Source organism: Homoserinimonas sp. A520, from assembly GCF_054489245.1.
Map to the genome: position 1 here is coordinate 88,672 of NZ_JBTMWX010000004.1, position 22,728 is coordinate 111,399.

Consider the following 22,728-nt stretch of genomic DNA (forward strand, 5'->3'; position numbering starts at 1 on the left):
GGAGGTGGGGGAGTGGACTAGACGAAGCGGAATTCGGTGCCGCAGATGACCTTGCTCTCGCCGGTGCGCCCAGGGTCGACTGCCTCGAGGTGGAATGTGGTGAGCCCTTCCCAGCCTCCGTTGGCCGGAACGAACTTCACCCACTTGGCGTCGAAGAAGATGGTGGTGCCGTCGCGCTCGGTGAGGAACACCTCGGCGAGGTCGGATACCACCTGCTCGGGGTCGGCCACGGCGACCTCGACGCCCAGCACCTGCTTCACGGCGCTCTCCGGCACGGCGGACATGTCACGCCCCCAGAGGCCGTCGCTCTTGCCGTAGGTCTCGAACCGGGTGCCGTAGACCTCGAAGTCGAACTGCACAACGGGGTCGCCGCGGAATTCCTTGTCCTTGGTGAGGGTCATGCCCTTGGCCAGCGCCCGGTCGCGCAGGGCGAGTCCATCGCCGGTCTGCAGCACGATCATCTGGGCCAGGTCGCCCTTGGGCGCCAGCATTTCGTTGTAGCGGTGTTCTGCCCACACCGCCTGGGTGATCTCCAGAGTGCTGTCACCGATTCGCTGAAGCTCGGTGATGAACCCGACGCTCAGGGTGAACTCACCGCCGACCTCGCCCTGCGCGGAGCCGAGGAACTCCTGAAGTTCTCCGCTGACCTTCGGAAGGTTGGTGGTGGTCAGCACGTAGTGCCGGATGATCGAGTTCAGTCCGAGTTGCATGAGATGCCTTTCTGTCGGTGTCGATGAGCTGGTCTGTGATGGATATGCGGGACAGCGCTAGGCCGGGAGTGGGGGACGACGGTACCGCCGGAAGCCGTGCACAAAGTGATAGAGCAGGGCGGATGCCAGCACGAGCGCCGCCATGGCCAGGTACATTCCCTGGAATCCGGAGAATGCGATGACGGCCCCGAGCAGAATCGGACCCAGTCCGGTACCGGCGTCGAGCGCCACGAAGAAGGTGGAGATGGCGACACCCACCCGGTGCCTGGGAACGACCGTGACGGCGATCGCCTGTGCGCAGGGCATGAGGGACCCGTGGCCGAAGCCGATGAACACTCCCGCGAGAACCATCACCGCACTGTTGGGGGCGAGGGACAGCATGACCATGCCCACGGTGAATGACGCGAGGGTGGGATAGATGACGGCGTTGTCGCCATAGCGGTCCTGGAACCTTCCGACGAACAGCCGGGACACGAGCACCGTTCCGGCGTACACCAGGAAGAAGCCTGCCGCCCCGCCGACCATGCCCTGATCGAGGGCATAGGAGTTGAGGAACGTGAGCACTCCGGAGTACGCGATTCCGGTGACCAGCATCACGCTTCCGATGGCCAGGGCGGCGGGATCCAGGATGTCGGTGAATCGCATCCGCCACTTCGTTGCCACCTCTTCGGGTGTTGGCGTGCGCTCCGGCATCCGCAGGAAGAGCGCGATCGTCAACGCGGTCGCCGAGCAGATGGTGCTGAAGACGAAGAGAGCGTCGTAGGACGCGCGTTCGATCAGGAGGATGGCGACGAACGGTCCGAGCGCGGTGACCAACACGTTGGAGACTCCGTAATAGCCGGTGCCCTCCCCGCGACGATGCGCGGGGATGATCGTCATCACCGACGATGTGATCGCCGTGTGGGCGACGCCGAACGCGGCCCCGTGCAGCAGGCGGATGCCGATCAGCAACACGAGGTTGTCGGCGACAAGGTACAGCGCAGCGCTGATGACGAACGCGCAGAGGCCGATCAGGAGCATCCGACGTCTGCCGACGAAGTCGAGGAACTTGCCGGCGAAGATCCGTGAGACGAGTGCTCCGAGCACGAACCCGCCTGCGGCGAGCCCGGCAGCGCTCTGGGACGCCCTGAATTCATCGACGGCGTAGATCGCCATGCTGGTCACCAGGACGTAGAACACCATCCCGACGAAGAAGCTGATCGCCATCGAAAGAACGAATGGAACCGTCCACAGCTTGTTGCTCGGCTGCGTCACTCCGCGGAGCCCTGTGCGAACGCCCCCGCGGCTCGCGGGCGGTTAGCCACGGCGAATGGCTTCGCGCCGGGGAATGTCAGCCTCGGTGAGAGTGGTCGTGATCGCGGCGATGTCCTGCTCGTCGATGCCGGCAGCCTCCAGCACCTCACGGGTGTTCTCGCCGACCCGTGGGGCGACTCCTTCACCCTGCGCCATGACGCCGTCAACCAGGAATCCGGGTGCGGCCAGGCGCATGGTGCGTCCGTCCGCGGCGACGTAGTCCTGCACCAGGCCGAGGTGCACCGCTTGCGGCTCCTTGAGGGCCTCATCGAGCGTGAGCATCGGCGAGGCGGGCAGCTTTGCTTCTTCGCAGAGGGCCAGCCACTCGTCGCGATCACGCTTGACGGTGAGAGCGTTGACGGCGCGGTTGAGCTCGGCGTAGTTGTCGACGCGGTGCTGGAAGGTGGCCAGCTCCGGAGAGTCGAGCGCGCCGTCGGCGTCGAGGATGGTCTTGAGCAGTTCGAACGCTTCCGGCCGCTCCCCGATGTTGAGCAGGAAGGCCTTGCCGTCCTTGCCGACGCAGGCGAGCATGCCGACGCGTGCCTGCCGGGCCAGCGGGTTTCCGGTGTAGGTTCCGGCCTCGAGCTGGGCGACCGCTTCGCCGAGGAAGTCGGTGACAGTGCCGATCATGGGCACGTCGATGCGGCAGCCTTCGCCGGTCTTCGCCTGCTTGACGAGTGCAGCGCTGATCAGCTGAACCGCGCGCATTCCGGTCAGCAGGTCAGAGAACAGAGGGCCGGACGGGTTGCCACCGGCGGGCACCAGTTCGCTGTAGAACCCGGACCGGGCCGAGATGACCGAGTCGTAGCCCGGCTGCTCGGCGAGCGGGCCGGTGGGGCCGAAGCCGGTGATGGTGCAGTGGACCAGGCGCGGGTTGAGCGCGCGGAGAGCATCCGTTCCGAGGCCGAGGCGGTCGAGCACGCCGGGGCGCACGTTGTCGAGCAGCACGTCGGCACTGGCGAGCAGCGTGTGCAGGGCGCGGCGGCCTTCGTCGCTCTTGACGTCGAGCGCGGCACTCTTCTTGCCACGGTTCCAGGATGCGAACTGGGGGCTGTACTCGAACTCGCCACCGCGCATCCATCGGGAGGGGTCGCCACCTCCGCCGGGATTCTCGATCTTGATGACGGTGGCACCGAGGTCGGCGAGGGCGCGGGATGCGCTCGGAGCCGAGATGTACATCCCCATCTCCACGACCGTGATGCCTGCCAGAAGCTTCGTCTTGTCACTCATGTGATTCTCCGTCTCGCCGTGCGATGCCTCGATCACCGTCGCTCCTGAGAGTCTTCAGGCCGACTGCTGTGTCATCCGCACATTCACTATGAATTACGAAGTTACTTTAGTCAAGTCGTTGTGACTGCCGCTTCGACAGGCGTGGATGTCCGGCTACTCCGGATCGCCCTGCCGCTCGGAGGGCACGAATTCGACTTCCCGCCGCTTGAGGATCTTGCCGCAGTGGTCGCACATGTAGTCGGGCACAAGGGTGCGGTCGCAGGCGTCGTGGCGGATCTCAATCGACGACAGCTCGCCGGAGGTGACGTTCTCCTCAGCCCAGCGCACGAACTGCATGAGCACGTCTGCCAGGCCGCGGCCCTTGTCGGTGAAGCGATAGACCGATCGCCCGTTGCGGCCGGCGAGCTGTTCGACACGGAAGACGCCGAGCTCCACGAACCGTGCCAGCTGGGCGGAGAGCACGGTTGGCGGTATCCCCAGGAAGTGCTCGAACTCGGAGAATCGACGAAGCCCGATGACGGCCGCCGAGAGGAGCGCCATGCTCCAGCGATCGCCGAGCAGTTCCAGCGTCTCCGGGTACATACCGAAGGTGCGCTGCCTGCGGTACTCGCGGCGCTGGCGGTGGTAGCGAGGAGCTTGCCCGATGTAGTGCAGTTGACTCGACACCCGCGTGATGGTGGTGTCCCTCGTCGTGACCGGCAGCTCGCACTTGCCACAGACGAGCGTGGGGTCGGTGAGGTTGCCGCAGGTGCGGTGGAGCAGGTCGTAGTGCATGCCGGGAATTCCGCTGAGCCACTCCCGTTCCCACCCCCACGCGGCCACGAAGATGCGCCAGGTTGCCTTGCCGGCTGGGGTGAGGTGGTACTCGTAGCGGATGCGGCCCTCTTTGTAAGGCACCATCGTCAGCAGCCCGGCCTCGGTCATGGCCTTGAGCCGGCCGGCCAGCACGGAGTCCGATGCTCCAATTGCGTCGCGGATGTCCTGGTACCGGTGGCTGCCACGGAAGGCCACCAGGAGGATCAGGAGCGTCCACTGATCGCCGAGCACCGCCAACGCGCGACCGGTCCTGCTGGTTTCCGGCGTCGTCGTGACTTCTACGGCAAGTTCCTTTGGCACAATCATCCCTAACTGCACACCGACGGACAGCGTCTTCGCTGACGGTTCCGCGTGCCTGACGCGCGAGCTGTCCCGGTCGGGTAGGGCGAGTCAGCTCTCTGACGAAACTAGCACCAGCTTTCCCAGATATGTGTATTCGCTCCGAACTTCGAAGTGAGCTCGCGGTGAAAGTGGTTGAACCAAAATGACTTTTGTGGTCTACTCCCATAGACGAGAGGGACTAAATGTTGCAGTTGGGCCTGAAGGCATCCGCCGAGCAATTCGCTCCGCGTGAGTTGGTCGAGCTCGGTGTGCTTGCCGAGAAGCACGGCTTCGACAGCGTCACCGTGAGTGACCACTTCCAGCCGTGGCGGCACAATGGCGGGCACGCACCCTTCTCGATCGCCTGGATGACGGCCGTCGGGGAGCGCACGCAGCGCATCCAGCTCGGCACCTCGGTCATGACCCCGACGTTCCGGTACAACCCTGCAGTGATCGCGCAGGCGTTCGCGACGATGGGCTGCCTCTACCCGGGGCGCATCATGCTGGGCGTTGGCACCGGTGAGGCCCTCAATGAGATCGCCACCGGCTGGACCGGCGACTGGCCACCCTTCAAGGAGCGGTTCGCCCGCCTGCGCGAGGCCGTCGACCTGATGCGCCAGCTGTGGGTCGGTGATCGGGTTTCCTTCGAGGGCGAGTATTACAGCACTGAGGGCGCGTCGATCTATGACGTGCCAGAAGGCGGCATCCCGGTCTACATCGCAGCCGGCGGACCGGTGGTGGCGCGTTACGCCGGTCGCGCAGGCGACGGGTTCATCTGCACCTCGGGCAAGGGCATGGAGTTGTACACCGAGAAGCTGATGCCGGCAGTGGCCGAAGGGGCCGAGCAGGCCGGGCGGTCGGTCGGCGACCTCGACCGGATGATCGAGATCAAGCTCTCCTACGACACGGATGCCGAGGTCGCCCTCGAGAACACCCGGTTCTGGGCGCCCCTCTCGCTGACGGCCGAGCAGAAGCACTCCATCGAGGACCCGATCGAGATGGAGGCGGCAGCGGATGCCCTCCCCATCGAGCAGGTCGCGAAGCGCTGGATCGTGGGCAACGACCCGGATGAGATCGTCGCCCAGGTGAAGCCGTACATCGACGCCGGGCTCAACCACCTCGTCTTCCACGGCCCGGGGGCGAACCAGCAACGCTACGTGGAGTTGTTCGAGCGTGACCTGGCCCCACGCATCCGCGCCCTCGGCTGACGTGATCGACCACGCCTCGCACAGGCCGGCCCCGTAGGCTTTCCCCATGAAACGCCTCGACTATTACGGACGATCCTTCACTGTCTCCGACGCGTTTGCCGACGCCTTGGTCGGCTACGTGAACCGAAGGGTCGAGTCTGGCCTGCCGCTCGGCGAGTTCATTCCGGTGCGTTGTTTCACCACCGACCCGGATGCCGTCGTCGAGGTCACGATCCAGTTGGTGTCCGGTGTTCCGCTGCTGATCTACCCGGCGGATGTCACGTTCCACGGCTCCGACATCGTCGACGACCCCGAGACCCTAGCCCGCCTGAGCTGAAGCTGGTCGGCCCCTAAAGCTGGTCGAGCCTGTCGAGACCTCCAGCATTCAGCCCTAAAGCTGGTCGAGCTCTTCTTCAGCTGGTCGGGCTCAGCGTGCAGTCGGTGCGCAACCTGTTATCGAAGCACCAGCTGATGAATGCGTCGTTCAACCGGTGGCAGCTGGTGAACGCGTACGGCGCGTTCGGACGCTGCGGCTTCTGCGGGTGGACCCGTTCGACGGCGAGCGTCCGCTCTGGGTGCGCGTCGCGATTCCGCCGGTGTCCCTGCCGCCCGACGGCTAACGCGCTTACCCTCTGGTCATGGAGACTTTCGCGAAGCATGTCGGCACCTGGCACGGGTCCAACGATTTCCGGTTGATGCCGTCCGACCCGTTCCATTCTGCACCGGCTGGGGGAACGGTGCTCCGGGCCGCCGGCGGCAACCTGGCAACTATCACCTACAACTGGGCGCACCCCGATGACGGCGAGCAGAGCGGGCAGCTGGTTGTTGGCGCTGGTGAGGAGGGCGGCACTGTGGTGGCGTTCTGGGGTGACTCCTGGCACCAGCATCCGTCGCCTCGCACGCTGTTCGGCACCGTCGAGAACGGCGTGGTCATTGCCGGGTACGAGTATGCGGACGGTTGGTGGTGGAACGTGACCGTCGACCTGTCCGATGAGGCTGCGCTGCTTCTGCGGATGGACAACGTGGTTCCCGAATCGGAGGGCAACGCCGACTTCGCTGGTGGTGCCTACCCAGCGATGCTCATGTCCCTCACGCGTTGACGGCCGCGTGGGTCGAGTAGCTCGCGAAACCGAGCGTGTCGAAACCGAGCCGGGTACCTTCGCCGTTTCGCGGCGTTACTCAGCGAGCGGGTCGAACCAACGGAGTCCGTCGAATCGGGCGAATCCGGCGTCGTGGGTAGCAAGCTTGAGTCCGTGCGAGATCGCGAGGGCAGCAAGGTGTATGTCTGGCACATCGCTTGCCGAGTATGTGCCGCTCCGATACAGGTCGGCGGCAATCGAGGCGTGCTGTGGGGTGGGTACGGGAACCCAGGTGTTGGGCATCCTTAGCCAGTCCTCAACCTGCTCCCAGGCCTGGGAGGTGGTCGATGGGCTCGGGAAGATGCGCGGATTGCTGACTATGCGCGTGAAGGCGTTGAGCGATTCCCAGGGCAGAGCCAACTGCTGGTCACCCGCCAGTTGTGCGTCAAGCCAGTGGAGGCTGGTCTCGTGTTCTGGCGCTGACGAATGGTAAGCGTAGATGAGCATGTTGGCGTCAACGACGATCATCGGTGGATTTCGCCCTCTGCCTCGGCAATGGCGGCCGACGTGTCTCTGATGTCGATAAGCGGCTTTCCCAGGTCGCGAGGCATGGTCGGAGAATTGAACGGATGCTCGCCCGGTGTGACCGACATTTGCCTGAGGCCGATCCTCAACGCGTCGTTGAGCACATGTTTGAAGCGACGCCCCTCCGAGGCTCGAACGCGTTCAATCGCGGCGACAACATCCGGATCAAGTGTCACGGTAGTTCTCATGCCTCCAGAATACGACGCAAATGATGCTTTGATGACTTTTGTGAGGCCGGTAGTGCGTCCGCACGCAGCCTGAGCGGGACGCGTTCGTGGGTTTCGAGAAAGGCCAGATTTCCCAAGGCTGCCCAACATGGAGTATTTCGACGAATCGTCTGCCTCCAGGCTCTGATCGCGGCAATGCGGGCGCGCAGGAGTGCAGCTTCGGCAGCCTCGCGTTCTAACTCGAGGAGAAGCTCATCCAGGGCGCTCTCGATCTCGCCTTGCGTGAACTCGTCGAGCATGGAGAACAAGCGCTTGATGAGGGCCAACCCGGGCATCTGCGTGGCGTGTGGTGGCGAGGCTGGCAAACTCATAGACCGACTTTGGCACCGGCTGGGAGATCGTATGCCGAAGCACGATGTTCTGTGGGTAACGGTGTGCTGGGCCAATTCCGAGGGAGTAGCCGACGGCTGTCGCCGGGTGTCACTACAGTCGACCCATGACCCCGGATGACCTGCTCGAGTTCTGCCTGTCGCTCCCGCAGGCCGAGGAGTCGTTCCCGTTCGGCGAGGAGACTTCCGTCTTCAAGACGACCGGCAACGGCAAGATCTTCGCGCTGAGCTCGCTGGCGGTTGAGCCGCTCACCGTCTCGCTGAAGGTCGACCCGGAGGAGAGCCTGGCGTTGCAGGCGGAGTACCCGCAGATCACGCCCGGCTACCACCTGAACAAGAGGCATTGGGTGACAATCATCCTGGATGGCGCTGTACCGGATGCCCTGGTCGAGGAGCTGATCCGCGGCAGTCACACGCTGGTGGCGCCACGCATCCGCTCGCCACGCAAGCCCGCGTAGTCAGTCTGCCGAAGGCTGCCCAGGGTCGGGGGTCGTTCTGACAATGGTGGCGCCGAACCCGCCGGCGCTCCGCTCCCAGACGATCGCATAGTGCTTCCAGATCGCACGCTTCTCGCCGGAAGTATCCGCCTGTTCCGCTTGCCTGACGAGGTGAGCGGGGGCATCCAGCGCTTCAAGCAGGCACCGGATGTCGCGCTCGGCGTCGTTCGCGGTTTCCGGGTCCTGCGCGAAGACGATGCGGCTCCCATCACGCGGGATTGTCTCCCACGCGCGGTAGCCGATGTTGCAGGCTACGGCATGGGGTGCCAATGGGGTGAGGACGGGACGAGTGCCGACCGCGATTCCGGGGAACATGATGACTACCGCCACCGTGCCCAGCATGCCGATGGCAGCGCCGAGGATGCCGAAGAGCACTCGGTTGGTTGCGACACCGCCGGAAGCGGTCAACTGCTGGTGTCCCTCGAATTCTCGCGGGCATCGAGTTGCTTGGAATCGTGGTTGCGTTCCCAGCTGCGTTGGAGGCGCACCTCGTGTTGAGCGCAGGCGAGACAGTTGCACGGGACCTCGTGCGGCCCGGGTAGAAAGGCGACGCGCGGCAGGTGCTCGTAGCCGACGTAGTCGCGAAAGCTATAGCGCGGGCCGGTGCCGCGCACACCCTTCCCGTCGGAGAGGAACACCCCGAGCATCTCATAGTCGATCAGCTCGGGTGCAAGTCGGAGCGTCTCGACGAGGTGTTCGAACTCGGCGTCGAATTCGCCGACGAGACCGGTGTCGAGCTGGGCGAGCGCGTAGTAGGTGACGCGCCCCAGACTGTGCGCGTCAAGCGCCTTCACCACGTCGAGAATGCGGTCGTCGATGGGGGTGGATGCTTCGCCGCCGACTTCTTCCACGTAGAGGTTTCGCAGATTCTCGTCCATGGCGAGCACCCAGGTTCCCTGCCGTCTCTTGGCGGTGCGCCTCACGAAAATCTTGGGCGCGAAGAGTTCGAACAGGTCGTAGCCGGCTTCAATGATCATCTTCCGAGGCTAAGAACTGCCCGGGGCAGCAGGCTGGTGCCTACCGGAACCGGGGACAAACCACCCGCTTCAGCAGCCTGTGGAGGACGTGATGCGTGGACGGGCCTACTTCAGCCCGGTTGCCCGATTCTCGATCGAGTCGAGCAGTAGTTCGACGCTGAACAGGAACGCGCTCTCGGTGTCCGGGTAGATGGTGCGAGCCGCCGCGGCCGCGCTCGGGAACTGGGTCGGGTTCAGCGCCGAATACTTGCGACGCTGTTCGTCGCGCAGCGCCTCGGTGGTGAGCCACGGTGAGAAGGCTGCGACCAGGCCGTTGCCCACAGTGTGGTTGTAGATGGTCTGGTGGAACAGCCCCAGCTCGTCATCCGATACCCCGGCACGCTTCAGCTCGCGGATGGTCCACTCGGTCAGGTGGAAGAGCCTGGGCTCGTCGTCTGGCTGGCCGGCCATCGCCTGCGACAGCCCTTCGTTGTCGCGGTAGATCAGCCACCAGGCGTACATCAGGTTGCGAAGGTTTTCACGCCAGCTGCGGTGCGGGTCAGGCTCCGGGATGGCAACAAAGAGCTCATCGATCAGTGCGGTGAGTAGCTCGGCCTTGTTCCGGAAGTGCCGGTACATCGCTGTGGCGTCGGCGCCCAGTTCCTGGCCGAGCCGCCGCAGGGTGAGGGAGGCCAGGCCATCCTGGTGGAAGATCTCGCGCGACTTCTCGAGGATCATCTCGCGGTCGAGGTGGGCGTGGCGGCGGCCACTGGATGAGGGCGCGGGGTCTCCGTTCACGTCGCCTCCACTCATCTCCGTCGATACGCCACTCCATACTGGCAGGTCCGCTGTGGATGACCCTATCAGTGCAGTTGTCAACATAGTTGACAGAAGCGTTGACGTCTGGGACGCTATCGGGCAACGGTCCTGCCGCTGCGCGCATCAAAGGTGTGCGCGTGCCTGCGCCGCGGGCCTCAAAGAGGAGAGTCATGCACAAGAAAGTCCTGGGCATTGCCACTGCCGCGCTGGTCGCGGTCAGCCTTGCCGGCTGTGGGGCAGACCTGTCTGCCGACAACGGGAAGGGTCCAGCCGCGAACGTCAGCGGCGACGAGATCATCATCGGCGCATCCCTGTGCCTCACCGGAATCCAGTCCCCACTGGATGAGCCGATCCTCCGCGGCGCACAGCTTGCCGTTGATGAGATCAACGCCGCCGGCGGAGTGCTCGGTAAGCCGCTGAAACTCGTCAACCTTGACGGAAAGAGCGACCCGGTCACGGTCGGCAACAACGCCGAGCAACTGGTCGGGGAGGGCGCTTCCGCCATCATCACGCCAGCCGACTTCGACTTCGGTGGTCCGGCCAGCCGCGCAGCGCAGTCTGCCGGCATCGTCGGAATCTCGCCCGGTGCGTCCTCGCCCCTGTTCGGCTCCGACACACTCGGCGACAAGCAGTTCACGCTGTCGATGTGGAACACCACCATGGGTGCGGCCGCAGCCGAGTGGTCGTACAACGAGCTGGGCCTGAAGAACGCGTACGTCGTCACGGACACGTTCATCGACTACACCACCTCGCTCAGTGAGTACTTCATCGAGTCGATGGAGGAGCTCGGCGGCACCGTCGTCGGACAGGACACCTACACGCAGGGTGACCAGGATTTCTCGGCTCAACTGCAGCGGTTGAAGTCGACGGGGTCGGAGGCCGACGTCATCTTCGTGTCGTCCTACATGCCCGACCTGGCGCTGATCATCCGCGACATCCGTGCTGCCGGTATCGACACCCCGATCCTGGGTGGAGACTCCTATGACGACCCGGAGCTGGCCAAGGTTCTCGGTGCCGACTTCGGTGACGACATCACCTACGCGACGCACAGTTTCCTTAGCGAGGAGGCCAGCCCGCTGGTGACCGACTTCATGGCGCTGTACAACGATGCGCACGGTGAAGACCCCGACACGGCTCTGGTGGTCAACGGCTACGACACCGTGAACATCCTTGCGCAGGCGATGGAGGAAGCCGGAACCACGGATGGCGCAGCTGTCGCCGAGCAGATGACGAAGATGACCTTCGACCTGCTCACCGGCCAGCTCAAGTGGTCGTCGGCTGACACCGGCCACGAGCCGCAGAAGGAAGCCGCGATCGTCTCCCTCGTCAAGGGTGAGCCGAAGTTCAACCGTTGGCTGAAGCCGGAGTGGGCTCCCGCTCCATGAGTGAAACCGTGAACAGCGAGAGGCTCACCGCCGAAGGCATCGTGATGAACTTTGCCGGGCTTCGGGCGCTCGACCAGGTGAGCCTCTCGCTGGGCAGGAACGAGATCGTCGGATTGATCGGGCCCAACGGTTCCGGCAAGACGACCCTCGTCAACGTGATCTCGGGGGCGTTGAAGCCGGCCGCCGGAAGCGTGAAGATCGACGGCAAGGAGGTGACCGGGCTCGCGCCCCACCTGGTGGCGCGCGCGGGCCTGGTTCGCTCCTTCCAATCGGTCCGCCTGTTTGCGACCATGACCGTCTTCGAGAACGTCCAGCTGGGCGCTCTCGGATCCGGTCACGGCGCGCGCAGTGCGGCCACCATCGCGAACGACCTCATCCGCCTGTTCGAGATCGAACACCTCAGCGACGTACTCACCGAGTCGCTGTCGTACGGCCAGGAGAGGATCGTCGAGATCCTGCGGTCGCTGGCCACCGGATGCAAGTACCTGCTGCTCGATGAGCCCGCCGCCGGGCTCAACGAGGAGGAGAGCGAGCGCCTGCTCGGCCAGTTGAGCACCATCCCGGAGAAGTTCGGATGCGGCCTGCTGATCATCGACCACGACATGAACCTGATCATGCGCCTGTGCCACCGCCTGCATGTGCTCAACCAGGGCAAGACCATTTCTGAGGGGACCGCTGACCACGTGCGTGCCGACCCCGTAGTGGTTGAGGCCTATCTGGGCAGCCAGGCGAACGCCGGAACCGAGAAGACGGAAACCCTATGAGTCTGCTCGAACTGACCGACCTCAGCGTGAGGTACGGCGCGATTGCCGCCGTCAACAACCTGCACCTGCGGGTGGCGGATGGCGAGCTGGTCGCCCTGGTCGGCTCCAATGGTGCCGGCAAGTCGACCACGCTGGCCGCCATCGCAGGAGTCAACAGGCCGGCATCCGGAACCATCGTCTTCGACGGCACCCCGATTCACGGCAAGCGCAGCGCCGACATAGCTCGCCGCGGCGTCTCCCTTGTGCCGGAGGACCGCGGGATCTTCCCCAGCCTCACCATCGAGGAGAACCTGCGCCTCGGCGCCTACTTGTTGCGAGACAAAAACTCTGTGGGCGAGGAGCTGGAGCGCGCCTTCGAGCGTTTCCCGATCCTGAAGGAGCGCAGGTCGCAGGGTGCCGGAACGCTGTCGGGTGGTGAGCAGCAGCAGCTGGCGATCGCCCGCGCGCTGGTGTCCCGCCCCCGCCTGCTCATGCTGGACGAGCCTTCTCTCGGCCTGTCCCCGACGCTGGTCGACCGCATGTTCGAGATCATCCAGCAGTTGCACGCCGAAGGAGTGACGATCCTCCTGGTCGAGCAGAACGTGACCCGCGCCCTCGATATCGCCGACCGCGCGTACTTGCTGACCACCGGCAACCTGTCGGCATCCGGCACCCCCCAGGAAATCAAGGAATCGATCGATATCGCGTCCGCCTACCTCGGTGGCGTTCGCGTGACCGGAACGGAGGAGTGAGATGAACGACGTTCTTCAATACCTTCTGAACTCCCTGAGCCTGGGCAGCATGTATGCGCTGATCGCGCTCGGCCTCATCATCATTTTCGGGATCCTGAAGCTCGTGAACTTCGCCTACGGCGAGCTGATCATGGTCGCCGGGTACACCTGGTTCGTGCTGCAGGGGGGCATCCTGCCGCTCGTCGTAATCGTGGTGGTGATGATCGTCGCCGCCGCACTCGCCAGTGTCGCGACCGAGCGGATCGCGTTCCGGCCGGTGAGGTCGAACTCGCTCAACGCCATGCTGGTGACGTCGTTCGCGGTGAGCACGCTGCTGCAGAACTCTGCGTTGCTGTTCGTGTCGCCGCGAGCCCGCGCGGTCCAGGTGCCGGGTTTCTTCCACACCTCCCTCGACCTGGGCGGGCTGCGGATCTCCGTGTCTGATCTCATCGTCATCGGCGTGAGCGCGCTCACCCTGTTCGCGTTGCTGCTGATCATGCAGAAGACCCGGTTGGGCGTGACGCTGCGGGCAGCGGCAGACGACTTCCGGATGCTTCAACTCCTCGGTACGCGGGCCGACAAGGTCATCGTGTCCGCGTTCGCCATCAGTGGTGTGCTGGCCGGCATCGTCGGGTTCCTCTGGATAAGCCGCATCGGTTCGGTCTCGCCGACGGTCGGCATGACGCCGCTGCTGATCGCGTTGATCGCGATTGTGGTCGGTGGAATGAACAGCCTGTCCGGCGCCATCGTCGGCGGTTACTTCCTGGGCGCGATCACTGTCGGCCTGCAACTGGTGCTGCCGCAGGAGGCGCTCGCCTTCCGCGACGCGCTGATCTTCGCCATCGTCATCCTGGTCCTGGTCTTCCGGCCGCAGGGAATCATCAAGGGTCGTTTCGCGACAGAAAGAATTGGCTGATGAAGATGCCCTCCGTCATGGTCAGAGGTCGCAAATTCCTTCCTCTCGGCGTGATCCTCGTCGTCTTCGGAGTGATCGCGATCATCGCCTCCGCGCTCGGCATCCCGCTGGTGGACCGCCTGGCCACCGTGATGTTCATCAACCTCATCATGGTGTTGGGGCTGCAGATCTTCATGGGCAACTCCGGGCTGCTCTCGTTCGCCCACGTGGGTTTCATGGGTATCGGTGCCTACGCATCCGCGCTGCTCTCCATCCCGGTCGCATCGAAGGCGATGTCGCTGCCCGACCTGTACCCGGTGCTGGCCGGAATCGAGATGGGCTTCGTTCCGGCGATGTTCTGCGGTGCGGGCATTGCGGCGATCTTCGCCGCCGTGGTCGGATACCCGCTGATGCGGTTGTCGGACTCGGCTGCCGCGATCGCCTCGTTCGCCCTGCTGGTGATCGTGCACGTGGTGCTCTCGCAGTGGAGCGCCGTCACCAACGGGCCGCGCACGCTGTTCGGCCTGCTGAAATACACCGACCTGTGGACGGCCGTCACCTGGGCGCTCATCGTCGTGGTGATTGCGTACCTGTTCAAGGAGTCGTCGCTCGGCATGAAGCTGCGGGCGTCCCGCGATAACGTGCACGCGGCATCCGCTATCGGCATCAACGTGATTCGCGCGCGCTGGCTCTCGTTCATCCTCTCCGCGTTCATCTGCGGCATGGCCGGTGCGCTGTGGGCACACTTCATCACCTCGTTCCAACCGAACGCGTTCTACCTGACGCAGACCTTCGTCGTGCTGACGATGCTGATCGTCGGCGGACCGCGCACCGTGACCGGGGTGGCCCTCGGTGTGCTGCTGGTGACGACAGTCCACGAGGGTCTGCGGTACGTGGAGAACGCGATCAGCCTCGACGGTACGCTGCCGTTCGACACGATCGGCATGACCGAGATCCTGCTGGCAATCCTGCTCATCCTGATGCTGGCGTTCCGGCCGGGCGGGCTGGTTCAGACGAAGGAACTCTTCTCCAGCGCGAAACGCAAGCGGGCAGCATCCGCCGCCGAATCCAATGAGTTGACCAGAAAGGCCTGACATCCATGGAAACCTTCAACTTCGATGTCCCGGATGACACTGACCTGTCGACCCTCGTCTACACCTTTGGTGGTGCCGAACCTGTCGCCCAGTTGAAGCCGGGAACCCTGGTCAACACGTCGACGCTGGACTGCTTCGCCGGGATGGTCACCTCGCCCGATGTGAAACCGTCGGCTGTGCTCGATCCGCGGTACCTGAACCCGCAGACCGGCCCGTTCTACATTGAGGGCGCGGAGCCGGGCGACACCCTCGCGGTGCACTTCGTCTCGATCGAGCCGCGCTTCGACTGGGGTGTCAGCACCACCGTCGAGTACTTCGGTTCGCTCACCGGCACGCACGACACGGCGCTCCTGAACGCGCCGCTGCCGGAGCAGACCTGGTTCTACGAACTGGATGCTGCTACTCGGCAGGTGCACTATCACGCACGTGACAGCGACTTGAGCCTGGCACTGCCGCTCGACCCGATGCACGGCACCGTCGGTGTCGCGCCGGCGCTGGGCGAGGTGCGTTCGGCGCTGGCTCCGGGCAACTGGGGCGGCAACATGGACACCCCTGAGATGCGCTCCTCCACCACCTGCTATCTGGGGGTCAACGTTCCTGGTGCGCTGTTCAGCCTCGGCGACGGGCACGCCCGCCAGGGCGAGGGCGAGACCTGTGGTGTTGCGGTGGAGTGCTCGATGAACACCTCGTTCATCGTGGAACTGATCAAGGGCGGCAGCCCGACCGCGTGGCCGCGCATCGAAACCGACGAGTACCTGATCACGACCGGGTCAACCAAGCCTCTGGAGGACGCGTTCCGCATCGCCAACGTCGAGATGGTCACCTGGGTGTCGGAGCTGTTGGGACTGAGCACGATGGATGCCTACCAGCTGGTTTCGCAGATCAACCTCAGCCCGGTCGCGAACGTGGTGGACACGGTTTACACGATGGTCTGCAAGGTTCCGAAGGCTCTGCTCGGTGAGACGGCGCTGGCCGCCTACGGTGGCGTGCACGCGTCGCTGCGCCGGCAGGCCGAGGTCTGGAAATCCTCTGTGAGTTGAGGGTCTGGAAGTCCTCTGTGGGTTGAGGGTCTGGAACCTCTCTGTGGGTTGAGTAGGTCGCGAAGCGACCGTATCGAAACCGCCACCAGTATGGCGTGCCCTCAGTGCGCCCCGCCGACCCAGCCGAACGACTCGCCTTCGCCCGGGCCACCCGGTTCCGTAGCCCCGCCAACCCCGAGCAGACTCCGCGTCAGCGTGGCCCCGGCTGACAGCAGTTCGTCCAGCGCCACCTCGAGGTCAGCATCCGTCACCGCCCTGTCTTCGCGGGCGGCGGCCAGTACCGTCCGTCGCATCAGCTCCTTCGCGAACGAGCCGGTGACTCCTTCCGCCTGGTCGGCCGCCTCGCGGACGGCGGCATCCGTCAGCCCCAGCCCGGTGGCGTAGAGGGCGAACATCCGCCGCCTCGCGTCCTGGTCGGGGAGCGGAATCTCGACGGCGAGGTCGACGCGTCCCGGACGGGCGGCGAGGGCCGGTTCAAGCAGGTCGGCCCGGTTGGTGGTGAGCACGAACGCCACATCGGAGTCGCCATCCAGCCCGTCAAGCGCGTCGAGCACGGCGAACAGCAGCGGTTGCGGCCCGCCGTGCATCCCGCGCTCGTGGGCGACCAGGTCGACGTCTTCGAGCACGACGATGGCCGGCTGCATGGCGCGCGCCAGCTCCGCCGCCTCGGTGATGAACCGGATGCTGGTGCCGGTCAGCAGCACGGCGGTCACGTTCTCGGTGCGGCTGAGCAGGTGGCGCACGGTCAGGGTCTTGCCGGTTCCGGGCGGCCCGTACAGCAGTACGCCGCGCTTGAGGTGCTGGCCGGCGTCGGTGAGCCGCTTGCGCTGGCTGCCGATGTCGACGACGTGCGCGGTGATCCGCTCGAGCACGCCGGATCCGAGCACGATGCTGCCGGAGTCGACCCGCGGTCGAGGCACGAAGGTGGCTCCGGCAGCGCCGTGCGAGAACTCGTCCGCGGTGAAGGTGAGCACTTTGCCGCGCAGCACGCTGTGCGCCAGCATGAGCCGCCTCACCTCCGCGAGCACCCGTGCGCTGAGTTCGGTGTCGGCGCTGACCACCTCAAGCCCGGCGGCGTTTCGGCCGTATTGCGGCGCAGCGGAACGTTGCAGCACCGCGACCGGCTGACCGTCAAAGCTGAACAGGCGGATGCCGTGGGCGACGACCCGGCGCCGGCTGTCCGGCCCGGTGTCCACCGTGATGTAGTCGACGGGTGCCGGCGCGAACGGCATGTGCGGGTGCATGAGCAGCTGCGGAAAGTCCTCGTGGTACCGCTGCTGCCCACCGCTCGCTCCGATCAACCGCGAGTCGTCGCCCGCCAGCATTTCCAGTGCGATGTCGGCGTCGACCAGCCGGTGTGGGGCGATCGGTTCGCTGACGACCGGCAGCTCGGTGACCGATGCGCCCAGGTGCTCTTGCACGATGGTGCCGAGCGGCGTGACCTCGGCCGGGCGCATCCGCTGTTGCTGGATGACCTCCTCCAGGAATAGCCGGAACGTTTCGATGAACTGCTGCTGGCTGGCATTCATGGCACGAGCCTAGGGGTGAGGCGGCGTCCTGCGGGTTGAGTAGGCCCGCCAGGGCCGTATCGAAACCGCCACGGAGCCCAGCCCACGTAGGCTTTCCCCATGAAACGCCTCGACTACTACGGACGCTCCTTCACCGTCTCCGACACGTTCGCCGGCGCCCTGGTCGGCTATGTGAATCGCCGGGTGGAGTCCGGGCTTCCGCTCGGCGAGTTCATCCCGGTGCGATGTTTCACCACCGACCCGGATGCCATGGTGGAGGTCACCATCCAGCTGGTGTCCGGGGTGCCGTTGCTGATCTACCCCGCGGATGTGACGTTCATCGGTGCCGAGATCATCGACGATCCCGAGGTGCTCGCGCGGCTCACTGGCTCCGCCCGGGACTGATGACGAAGCGCGCTCAGTTCACCGTGTTTCGCCGATAGCGCGAGCTCGATGCGGCGCCGATCGGGCCGCGAGGATCAGCAACGCAATGCACGCCCCGAGTACCGCGCCAATCCCGTTCAGGATCAGGTCATCGATGTCGGAGATCCGTCCGGTGAACCCCTGCACCACCTCGATCACCGCCGATAAACCGAAACCGGCGATTGCGGCGACCAGGATGCGACGCCGCCTGACGACCAGCGCCACCAGCCACCCGAGCGGGACGAACATCGCCACGTTTCCCACCACATTGCCCAGACCAAACGGATGCTCGGGGTCGGTCAGTTGTTGGCTGATCGTCCAACCGGGGATCAGGTTCGGGACGCCGGTTCCGGCTGCGGACCCGAGCAGGGTGAGCGCCAGAATCGCAACCACCGACACGGCGATGAGCCAGCGTGCCCAAGCGCGGGTGCGAGGCGAATCGATCACGGTGAGGGCAACGAGTACGACCAGCACGATGATGGCCGCCGCGGCGAAGGGGATCGGACTGAACCAGACACGCATCGTGCCATCGTCGCATGCGTCCATGACAACGCCCTTACGTGTGGGTTGAGTAGGCCGCTTGCGGCCGTATCGAAACCTCATCCACCCCACCTGCGACAGACTTGACTCATGCCCCTCCCCGAGGTCTGTGTCACCTACCTGCTGCGCGAGTCGCCGGTCGGCACCGAGGTGCTGCTCGGGCGCAAGAAGTTCGGCCTCGGCGAGGGCAACCTGGTCGGACCCGGCGGCAAGCTGGAGCCGGGGGAGTCGCCGGCGGATGCCGCGGTGCGTGAGGTCCGCGAAGAGGTGGGCGTCAGCATCCGCCCCGGGTCGCTGATGCTGGTGGGTGAGCTGACGTATCCGTTCACGCATCACCCGAATTTCAGCCAGAAGTCGTGGGCGTTCGTGTGCCGCGAGTGGGAGGGCGAGCCGACCGAGTCGGACGAGCTGGCGCCGGAGTGGCACCTGCTGGCCGACATCCCCCTGGACCGCATGTGGGACGACGCGAAGCACTGGCTGCCGCGGGCGCTGACCGGCCAGTTCGTGCGCGCCACCTTCATCTTCGGGGCGGATGCTCGGACGGTCGAGTCCTCGGACTACCGTCCCTGAGGCTGGTCGAGCTTGCTCCCTCTTGCTGGTCGAGTAGCCCGCGAGCGCAGCGAGCAGGCGTAGGTCCCCTGAGTAGGTCGCTTCGCGACCGTATCGAAGGGTCGAGACCCCCTACGGGCGACCCGTCACCGTGCATCCGCCGTCTCCAGCCGCTCGATCCGCCGACGGGCGGCCTCCTCCGAGGTGGAGATGCCACCAAGCACGAGTTGGAGCGCGCCCAGCATCACCCGGGTGGCCGTGACGGAGGGCAGCCAGGTGCGTCGGAGGCCGAGCATGGCGCGGTACCGGCGCGGCAGCGAGGCGACGGCTCCGGCGAACATGATGCGGTAGGCCGGTTTCATGGTTCTGGTCAGCGGCGGGTTGCGGATGAATCCGACCACTTCGGCGACCCGCTCGTCATAGCGGAGCTCGCCAGAGTACGCGTCGAGCCCGTCCCGCAGCTCGGCTTCACTGCGCGGTGGGTTGGGGACGCCGAGCAGATCGCCGGCGGTGGCCCACTCGCGCACGTACTGGTCGGCACCGCCGGGGATCGGTCCACCCCAGAGCTGGTGGCAGGCGAGGAACGAGTCTGCGAACACCAGGTGCACCCAGCGGAGCAGTGCCGGGTCGCTGGCGGCATAGCTGCGCTCGTTGCCGGCGTTGTCGACGTATGTCCCGCGCACACGGTCGTGAAAGCGCTCGACCCGTGCCGTTTCGGCGCGGGCGAGTTCGGTGTCTGCGTAGGTGACGGTGACCAGCCACTTGACGGTGCCGGAGAGCCGGCCGAGCGCATCCTCCTGGTAGCGCGACCAGTCGTGCACGCCTGCCATGGCACCCGGATGCAGCGCCTGCAGCAGCAGGGAGCGGATACCGGCGACCATGGTCGGCAGCCCGCCATGAACGGCCCACGCCGCGGATCCCGGCCCGAAATAGCCGGCGTCGTCGCCGTGCTCGATTTTGTCCACCCAGGGCGGTAGGCCGTCGTCGTCGCCAGTGAGAGTGCTGAGCACATTGGAGCGCCAGCGGTTCGAGAACCCAGCCATGCCCTCACATTACGTCCTGCCCCTTAGAGCGGGTCGAGCTTGTCGAGACCAATCGAGCTTGTCGAGATTCAGCCGGGTACCGAAAGACTCACAACCGCCTGCACCGCTGCATGATCCGACGGCCACCCTTTCTCGTACCGGCTCACGTTGATCGCGGCTTTCTCCACGGTGATGCCGGGGGTCACGAGAATCCAGTCGATGCGTTTCCGGTCGTGCTCCGGCTGGCGGTAGTCCAGAAACGTCCCCCACACCTCGGTGAGGCGTTTCTGCGTGACATCCCACGTGTCGACGAGTAGTCCTTCCCCGGTGAGGGCGTCGTAGGGGTCGGTGTCAGCAGCCGTGTTGAAGTCGCCGGTCATGATCGTGGGAAGCGTCGAGGCGGACACGATCTGTCGAAGCGCGTCGGCGGATCGCAACCGCGAGCTGCGCGACTTGTGGTCGAGGTGCGTGTTCACCGCCTGGAACTCGATGCCAGTGTCGAGGTCGCGCATGGTCGCGTCGACGACGATGCGCGGTACGCGGTTGCCCCACGAGGTGGAGCCGGGCACGTCCGGGGTGTCGGACAGCGCCGTCTGCCGCCACGAAAGCACCCGTAGCCGCCGGGAGTCGTAGAAGATCGGGCAACCCTCGCCGCCGGTGTTGGCTTCGCGGCCGTGTCCGATGGAGCGGTAGTGCTCGCCGAGCGTGTGGCGCACGAACCCGGCCTGGTCGAACAGGGCTTCCTGCACGCCGAGCAGCGCGGGCTGTTCCGCCTGGAGCAGTCGCCGAAGCAGCGGCTGGCGGTGTACCCACCGGTCGGGGCTGCGCGGCATGAGGTGCGGAAGGCGGCGGCGGATGTTGTAGGTCATCACATGCAGACCCGGTGCGGCGACGGGGCCGATGAGCGCCGTATCCGTCATCCCCCGAGCCTAAGCGCGTCCGCCCTTAAAGCGGGTCGAGCTTGGGGCCACGCCGCCGGTTCCGAACGATGCGGCAGCATCGGTCGGCCGTGCCGGTGGGGAGCGAGGCCAAACCGCACCCGGACCGTCTACCGCGGGTCTGTGCCGAACACATGCCGCGATAGCGCCTGAATATCGCGGTCCATGTTCTCAAGCTTCACGTTGATGATCTCGAACTTGGCGTCGACTCGTGATTCCATGGCAGTGAACCGCGCTTCCATGGCTTCGAACCGCGCATCCATGATCTCGCTTAGGGCAGTGAACCGCGCGTCCATAGTGCCAAATCGTGCGTTCATCGTGCGGTTGAAGTTCGTGGTGACGATGCCGATCAGGCTGAAGAACGCAGCGGCGAAAACGCCGATGAGTACCCATACCTGTGGTTCGGTCAGTTCGATCACCTTCCTATTGTCGCCTCGCGGTGACTGCAAAGCTAGGGGAGTTGTCGTTGGGCGTTGGCGCGCGCGGGACTTGTGTGAAGTTCTCGCCGATCCGCTGGCTGTGGAGGATGCCAGTCGAGCGCCAGCATCGCCCCTAACGGGGGCTGTGTCGCGCGAGAGATCCTCAATACGGTGAGTCGAGTATGCCTACCCACCCCGATCAGAGGATTTCCGTGAAACGTCGTAGCCCCGCCGCCCCCTTGCTTCTCCCGTTCGTCACCTTCGGCATCTACTCGATCGTCTGGTACGTCAAGACGAAGAACGAGATGAACCAGGCGGGAACCAGGATCCCGAGCGCGTGGTTGCTTATCGTCCCGATTGGCAACATTGTGTGGATCTGGAAGTACGCCGTCGGCGTCGAGCAGTTCACGAGCAACCGGATGGGCCGCCACGGCGCGTTCTGGCTGCTGCTCCTACTGGGGCTCATCGGTAGTGCCATCGTGCAGAGCTCCTTCAACAGCGCACTCGGCAGCACGGTCAATGCAGGGGCTGTCCCGGCTGTTGCGTGATCGTGTCTGACAGCTCGTCCGAAGAGCCCGACCTAAGCCAGCGTCCCGCTGGCTACTCGGTCGTACTCGAATGTCTCACCCAGCAGCAGCTGGCGGTCCCGCACTCGAAGCTCAAGCGAATCCTGGGATTCCGCCCGCTGCATCCGGATGCCTGGCCATGGTTCGCCGGTGCCCTCGGCGAGATGCAAGTCGGCCGTCTGCTTGCGAAGCTCGGGCCGGAGTGGTCGGTGCTGCACGCTGTTCCCGTGGGCGACAAGGACACGGACATCGACCACGTGGTGATCGGCCCGGCCGGTGTGTTCACCATCAATACGAAGCATCACCGCGGCGCGAAGGTTTGGGTGTCGCCGAAGGTGCTGATGGTCGCCGGGCAGAAGATGGATCACCTGCGCAACTCCCGTTCCGAGGCCAAGAGAGTCTCGAAGCGACTCCTCGCCGCGTTGGGCGTCAACGTTCCCGTGCATCCGCTGATTGTCGTTGTCGGTACTCGCGAGCTCACGATCAGAGAGCGTCCGGAGGACGTGACAGTGCTCACCGATGCTCAGCTGCTGCGCTGGCTCCGCCGTCAGAAGCCGGCTGTCGATGAAGCCACACTGGCGCAGGTAAGGCACATTGCCTCGACTGCACGCTTCTGGCATGAGAAGGCGGATGCCACGGTCGACCCGGCGCACATGGTCACCTTCGCCGCGCTTCAGGCGGAGGACAGCCAAGCTCGACGCCGTCGAGTCGGGTGGATGCTTCTGGTGCTTGCCGCTGCTGCTGCGGCGCTCGCTCTCGCAGGCCCGTCACTCATCACCGCCCTGATGCAAGTCTTCGCCGGAGCTCTGACCTAGGGAACCGCAGC

At 65.1% G+C, this 22,728-nt stretch carries 29 protein-coding genes; 14 read left to right on the forward strand and 15 right to left on the reverse strand.

Features of this window, described 5'->3' with window-relative positions; all coding sequences use genetic code 11:
• Positions 1-17 precede the first annotated feature (17 nt).
• The 4 genes from ACX3PH_RS11445 to ACX3PH_RS11460 form a co-directional block, all read right to left on the reverse strand.
• On the reverse strand, positions 18-710 hold the full coding sequence (locus ACX3PH_RS11445; protein ID WP_459092590.1) for a hypothetical protein: 693 nt from the start codon (positions 708-710) through the stop codon (positions 18-20).
• A 57-nt stretch (positions 711-767) separates the two neighbouring features.
• Positions 768-1,964, reverse strand: a complete 1,197-nt coding sequence (locus tag ACX3PH_RS11450) for an MFS transporter (protein WP_459092592.1) — start codon at positions 1,962-1,964, stop codon at positions 768-770.
• 42 nt (positions 1,965-2,006) lie between these two features.
• The gene (locus ACX3PH_RS11455; RefSeq protein ID WP_459092594.1) at positions 2,007-3,233 is read right to left on the reverse strand and encodes a CaiB/BaiF CoA transferase family protein; all 1,227 of its coding nucleotides are present in this window, start codon (positions 3,231-3,233) and stop codon (positions 2,007-2,009) included.
• Between the two features lie 153 nt (positions 3,234-3,386).
• Positions 3,387-4,349 (reverse strand): winged helix-turn-helix transcriptional regulator, encoded by a 963-nt coding sequence (locus tag ACX3PH_RS11460; RefSeq protein ID WP_459092596.1) that lies wholly within the window; start codon positions 4,347-4,349, stop codon positions 3,387-3,389.
• A gap of 224 nt (positions 4,350-4,573) precedes the next feature.
• Between ACX3PH_RS11460 and fgd the strand changes: the two genes are divergently transcribed.
• The 3 genes from fgd (at position 4,574) to ACX3PH_RS11475 (ending at position 6,657) form a co-directional block, all read left to right on the forward strand.
• Complete coding sequence (gene fgd / locus ACX3PH_RS11465; RefSeq protein WP_459092598.1) at positions 4,574-5,578, forward strand: glucose-6-phosphate dehydrogenase (coenzyme-F420); 1,005 nt, start codon at positions 4,574-4,576, stop codon at positions 5,576-5,578.
• Between the two features lie 46 nt (positions 5,579-5,624).
• Entirely contained in the window at positions 5,625-5,894 is a 270-nt protein-coding gene (locus ACX3PH_RS11470; RefSeq protein ID WP_459092600.1) for a hypothetical protein, read from the forward strand.
• A 301-nt stretch (positions 5,895-6,195) separates the two neighbouring features.
• Positions 6,196-6,657 (forward strand): hypothetical protein, encoded by a 462-nt coding sequence (locus tag ACX3PH_RS11475; protein WP_459092602.1) that lies wholly within the window; start codon positions 6,196-6,198, stop codon positions 6,655-6,657.
• A 75-nt stretch (positions 6,658-6,732) separates the two neighbouring features.
• On the opposite strand, the gene ACX3PH_RS11480 is transcribed toward ACX3PH_RS11475, so the two are convergent.
• Genes ACX3PH_RS11480 through ACX3PH_RS11490 form a run of 3 tightly spaced genes read right to left on the reverse strand, consistent with a single transcriptional unit; the run spans position 6,733 to position 7,759 of the window.
• Positions 6,733-7,164, reverse strand: coding sequence for a TA system VapC family ribonuclease toxin (locus tag ACX3PH_RS11480; protein WP_459092604.1), 432 nt, complete (start codon positions 7,162-7,164; stop codon positions 6,733-6,735).
• On the reverse strand, positions 7,161-7,397 hold the full coding sequence (locus tag ACX3PH_RS11485; protein WP_459092606.1) for a hypothetical protein: 237 nt from the start codon (positions 7,395-7,397) through the stop codon (positions 7,161-7,163). The genes ACX3PH_RS11480 and ACX3PH_RS11485 overlap by 4 nt, the downstream gene beginning before the upstream one ends.
• A gap of 8 nt (positions 7,398-7,405) precedes the next feature.
• Positions 7,406-7,759 carry a hypothetical protein gene (locus ACX3PH_RS11490; protein ID WP_459092608.1) on the reverse strand — a complete coding sequence of 118 codons (354 nt, stop codon included), beginning with the start codon at positions 7,757-7,759 and terminating at the stop codon, positions 7,406-7,408.
• A gap of 125 nt (positions 7,760-7,884) precedes the next feature.
• Between ACX3PH_RS11490 and ACX3PH_RS11495 the strand changes: the two genes are divergently transcribed.
• Positions 7,885-8,235 carry an MmcQ/YjbR family DNA-binding protein gene (locus ACX3PH_RS11495; RefSeq protein ID WP_459092610.1) on the forward strand — a complete coding sequence of 117 codons (351 nt, stop codon included), beginning with the start codon at positions 7,885-7,887 and terminating at the stop codon, positions 8,233-8,235.
• On the opposite strand, the gene ACX3PH_RS11500 is transcribed toward ACX3PH_RS11495, so the two are convergent.
• From ACX3PH_RS11500 to ACX3PH_RS11510, 3 genes are all read right to left on the reverse strand, one after another.
• Positions 8,236-8,682 (reverse strand): hypothetical protein, encoded by a 447-nt coding sequence (locus ACX3PH_RS11500; RefSeq protein ID WP_459092612.1) that lies wholly within the window; start codon positions 8,680-8,682, stop codon positions 8,236-8,238.
• Complete coding sequence (locus tag ACX3PH_RS11505; RefSeq protein WP_459092614.1) at positions 8,679-9,251, reverse strand: hypothetical protein; 573 nt, start codon at positions 9,249-9,251, stop codon at positions 8,679-8,681. Before ACX3PH_RS11505 ends, ACX3PH_RS11500 begins: the two co-directional genes overlap by 4 nt.
• A gap of 105 nt (positions 9,252-9,356) precedes the next feature.
• On the reverse strand, positions 9,357-10,028 hold the full coding sequence (locus ACX3PH_RS11510; protein ID WP_459092616.1) for a TetR/AcrR family transcriptional regulator: 672 nt from the start codon (positions 10,026-10,028) through the stop codon (positions 9,357-9,359).
• 191 nt (positions 10,029-10,219) lie between these two features.
• Here ACX3PH_RS11510 and ACX3PH_RS11515 point away from each other — a divergent pair, with 191 nt between their 5' ends.
• Genes ACX3PH_RS11515 through ACX3PH_RS11540 form a run of 6 tightly spaced genes read left to right on the forward strand, consistent with a single transcriptional unit; the run spans position 10,220 to position 15,937 of the window.
• Positions 10,220-11,434, forward strand: coding sequence for an ABC transporter substrate-binding protein (locus tag ACX3PH_RS11515; RefSeq protein WP_459092618.1), 1,215 nt, complete (start codon positions 10,220-10,222; stop codon positions 11,432-11,434).
• The gene (locus tag ACX3PH_RS11520) at positions 11,431-12,198 is read left to right on the forward strand and encodes an ABC transporter ATP-binding protein (protein ID WP_459092620.1); all 768 of its coding nucleotides are present in this window, start codon (positions 11,431-11,433) and stop codon (positions 12,196-12,198) included. Before ACX3PH_RS11515 ends, ACX3PH_RS11520 begins: the two co-directional genes overlap by 4 nt.
• On the forward strand, positions 12,195-12,929 hold the full coding sequence (locus tag ACX3PH_RS11525) for an ABC transporter ATP-binding protein (RefSeq protein ID WP_459092622.1): 735 nt from the start codon (positions 12,195-12,197) through the stop codon (positions 12,927-12,929). Before ACX3PH_RS11520 ends, ACX3PH_RS11525 begins: the two co-directional genes overlap by 4 nt.
• 1 nt (position 12,930) lies before the next feature.
• On the forward strand, positions 12,931-13,824 hold the full coding sequence (locus ACX3PH_RS11530) for a branched-chain amino acid ABC transporter permease (protein WP_459092624.1): 894 nt from the start codon (positions 12,931-12,933) through the stop codon (positions 13,822-13,824).
• Positions 13,824-14,897, forward strand: coding sequence for a branched-chain amino acid ABC transporter permease (locus tag ACX3PH_RS11535; protein WP_459092626.1), 1,074 nt, complete (start codon positions 13,824-13,826; stop codon positions 14,895-14,897). The genes ACX3PH_RS11530 and ACX3PH_RS11535 overlap by 1 nt, the downstream gene beginning before the upstream one ends.
• A gap of 5 nt (positions 14,898-14,902) precedes the next feature.
• Positions 14,903-15,937: an acetamidase/formamidase family protein gene (locus ACX3PH_RS11540; protein ID WP_459092628.1), complete on the forward strand. Its 1,035-nt coding sequence runs from the start codon at positions 14,903-14,905 to the stop codon at positions 15,935-15,937.
• A gap of 101 nt (positions 15,938-16,038) precedes the next feature.
• On the opposite strand, the gene ACX3PH_RS11545 is transcribed toward ACX3PH_RS11540, so the two are convergent.
• Entirely contained in the window at positions 16,039-17,466 is a 1,428-nt protein-coding gene (locus tag ACX3PH_RS11545) for an AAA family ATPase (protein ID WP_459092630.1), read from the reverse strand.
• Positions 17,467-17,565: 99 nt separating this feature from the next.
• On the opposite strand from ACX3PH_RS11545, the gene ACX3PH_RS11550 reads away from it, so the two are divergent.
• Positions 17,566-17,850, forward strand: a complete 285-nt coding sequence (locus ACX3PH_RS11550) for a hypothetical protein (RefSeq protein ID WP_459092632.1) — start codon at positions 17,566-17,568, stop codon at positions 17,848-17,850.
• Between the two features lie 18 nt (positions 17,851-17,868).
• Here the strand turns inward: ACX3PH_RS11550 and ACX3PH_RS11555 are convergent, their stop codons facing one another.
• Entirely contained in the window at positions 17,869-18,414 is a 546-nt protein-coding gene (locus tag ACX3PH_RS11555) for a VanZ family protein (protein ID WP_459092634.1), read from the reverse strand.
• Positions 18,415-18,498: 84 nt separating this feature from the next.
• On the opposite strand from ACX3PH_RS11555, the gene ACX3PH_RS11560 reads away from it, so the two are divergent.
• Positions 18,499-18,978, forward strand: a complete 480-nt coding sequence (locus ACX3PH_RS11560; RefSeq protein ID WP_459092636.1) for an 8-oxo-dGTP diphosphatase — start codon at positions 18,499-18,501, stop codon at positions 18,976-18,978.
• 125 nt (positions 18,979-19,103) lie between these two features.
• On the opposite strand, the gene ACX3PH_RS11565 is transcribed toward ACX3PH_RS11560, so the two are convergent.
• The 3 genes from ACX3PH_RS11565 to ACX3PH_RS11575 all read right to left on the reverse strand — a co-directional run bounded on the left by ACX3PH_RS11565 (position 19,104) and on the right by ACX3PH_RS11575 (position 21,336).
• Positions 19,104-20,000 carry an oxygenase MpaB family protein gene (locus tag ACX3PH_RS11565; RefSeq protein WP_459092638.1) on the reverse strand — a complete coding sequence of 299 codons (897 nt, stop codon included), beginning with the start codon at positions 19,998-20,000 and terminating at the stop codon, positions 19,104-19,106.
• Between the two features lie 68 nt (positions 20,001-20,068).
• Complete coding sequence (locus tag ACX3PH_RS11570; RefSeq protein ID WP_459092640.1) at positions 20,069-20,899, reverse strand: endonuclease/exonuclease/phosphatase family protein; 831 nt, start codon at positions 20,897-20,899, stop codon at positions 20,069-20,071.
• 128 nt (positions 20,900-21,027) lie between these two features.
• Positions 21,028-21,336 (reverse strand): hypothetical protein, encoded by a 309-nt coding sequence (locus ACX3PH_RS11575; protein WP_459092642.1) that lies wholly within the window; start codon positions 21,334-21,336, stop codon positions 21,028-21,030.
• 212 nt (positions 21,337-21,548) lie between these two features.
• Here ACX3PH_RS11575 and ACX3PH_RS11580 point away from each other — a divergent pair, with 212 nt between their 5' ends.
• Both ACX3PH_RS11580 and ACX3PH_RS11585 read left to right on the forward strand, forming a co-directional pair.
• A complete protein-coding gene (locus tag ACX3PH_RS11580; protein ID WP_459092644.1) occupies positions 21,549-21,884 on the forward strand; it encodes a DUF4234 domain-containing protein in 336 nt (111 codons plus the stop codon).
• A 2-nt stretch (positions 21,885-21,886) separates the two neighbouring features.
• On the forward strand, positions 21,887-22,717 hold the full coding sequence (locus ACX3PH_RS11585; RefSeq protein ID WP_459092646.1) for a nuclease-related domain-containing protein: 831 nt from the start codon (positions 21,887-21,889) through the stop codon (positions 22,715-22,717).
• Positions 22,718-22,728 lie beyond the last annotated feature (11 nt).

Bases quoted from the DNA above. Each gene is read 5' to 3' on its own strand.
- ACX3PH_RS11445 (WP_459092590.1), bottom strand. From the start codon at position 710: ATGCAACTCGGACTGAACTCGATCATCCGGCACTACGTGCTGACCACC.
- ACX3PH_RS11455 (WP_459092594.1), bottom strand. From the start codon at position 3,233: ATGAGTGACAAGACGAAGCTTCTGGCAGGCATCACGGTCGTGGAGATG.
- fgd (WP_459092598.1), top strand. From the start codon at position 4,574: ATGTTGCAGTTGGGCCTGAAGGCATCCGCCGAGCAATTCGCTCCGCGT.
- ACX3PH_RS11470 (WP_459092600.1), top strand. From the start codon at position 5,625: ATGAAACGCCTCGACTATTACGGACGATCCTTCACTGTCTCCGACGCG.
- ACX3PH_RS11475 (WP_459092602.1), top strand. From the start codon at position 6,196: ATGGAGACTTTCGCGAAGCATGTCGGCACCTGGCACGGGTCCAACGAT.
- ACX3PH_RS11480 (WP_459092604.1), bottom strand. From the start codon at position 7,164: ATGATCGTCGTTGACGCCAACATGCTCATCTACGCTTACCATTCGTCA.
- ACX3PH_RS11490 (WP_459092608.1), bottom strand. From the start codon at position 7,759: ATGAGTTTGCCAGCCTCGCCACCACACGCCACGCAGATGCCCGGGTTG.
- ACX3PH_RS11495 (WP_459092610.1), top strand. From the start codon at position 7,885: ATGACCCCGGATGACCTGCTCGAGTTCTGCCTGTCGCTCCCGCAGGCC.
- ACX3PH_RS11505 (WP_459092614.1), bottom strand. From the start codon at position 9,251: ATGATCATTGAAGCCGGCTACGACCTGTTCGAACTCTTCGCGCCCAAG.
- ACX3PH_RS11515 (WP_459092618.1), top strand. From the start codon at position 10,220: ATGCACAAGAAAGTCCTGGGCATTGCCACTGCCGCGCTGGTCGCGGTC.
- ACX3PH_RS11520 (WP_459092620.1), top strand. From the start codon at position 11,431: ATGAGTGAAACCGTGAACAGCGAGAGGCTCACCGCCGAAGGCATCGTG.
- ACX3PH_RS11525 (WP_459092622.1), top strand. From the start codon at position 12,195: ATGAGTCTGCTCGAACTGACCGACCTCAGCGTGAGGTACGGCGCGATT.
- ACX3PH_RS11530 (WP_459092624.1), top strand. From the start codon at position 12,931: ATGAACGACGTTCTTCAATACCTTCTGAACTCCCTGAGCCTGGGCAGC.
- ACX3PH_RS11535 (WP_459092626.1), top strand. From the start codon at position 13,824: ATGAAGATGCCCTCCGTCATGGTCAGAGGTCGCAAATTCCTTCCTCTC.
- ACX3PH_RS11540 (WP_459092628.1), top strand. From the start codon at position 14,903: ATGGAAACCTTCAACTTCGATGTCCCGGATGACACTGACCTGTCGACC.
- ACX3PH_RS11545 (WP_459092630.1), bottom strand. From the start codon at position 17,466: ATGAATGCCAGCCAGCAGCAGTTCATCGAAACGTTCCGGCTATTCCTG.
- ACX3PH_RS11550 (WP_459092632.1), top strand. From the start codon at position 17,566: ATGAAACGCCTCGACTACTACGGACGCTCCTTCACCGTCTCCGACACG.
- ACX3PH_RS11555 (WP_459092634.1), bottom strand. From the start codon at position 18,414: ATGGACGCATGCGACGATGGCACGATGCGTGTCTGGTTCAGTCCGATC.
- ACX3PH_RS11560 (WP_459092636.1), top strand. From the start codon at position 18,499: ATGCCCCTCCCCGAGGTCTGTGTCACCTACCTGCTGCGCGAGTCGCCG.
- ACX3PH_RS11565 (WP_459092638.1), bottom strand. From the start codon at position 20,000: ATGGCTGGGTTCTCGAACCGCTGGCGCTCCAATGTGCTCAGCACTCTC.
- ACX3PH_RS11570 (WP_459092640.1), bottom strand. From the start codon at position 20,899: ATGACGGATACGGCGCTCATCGGCCCCGTCGCCGCACCGGGTCTGCAT.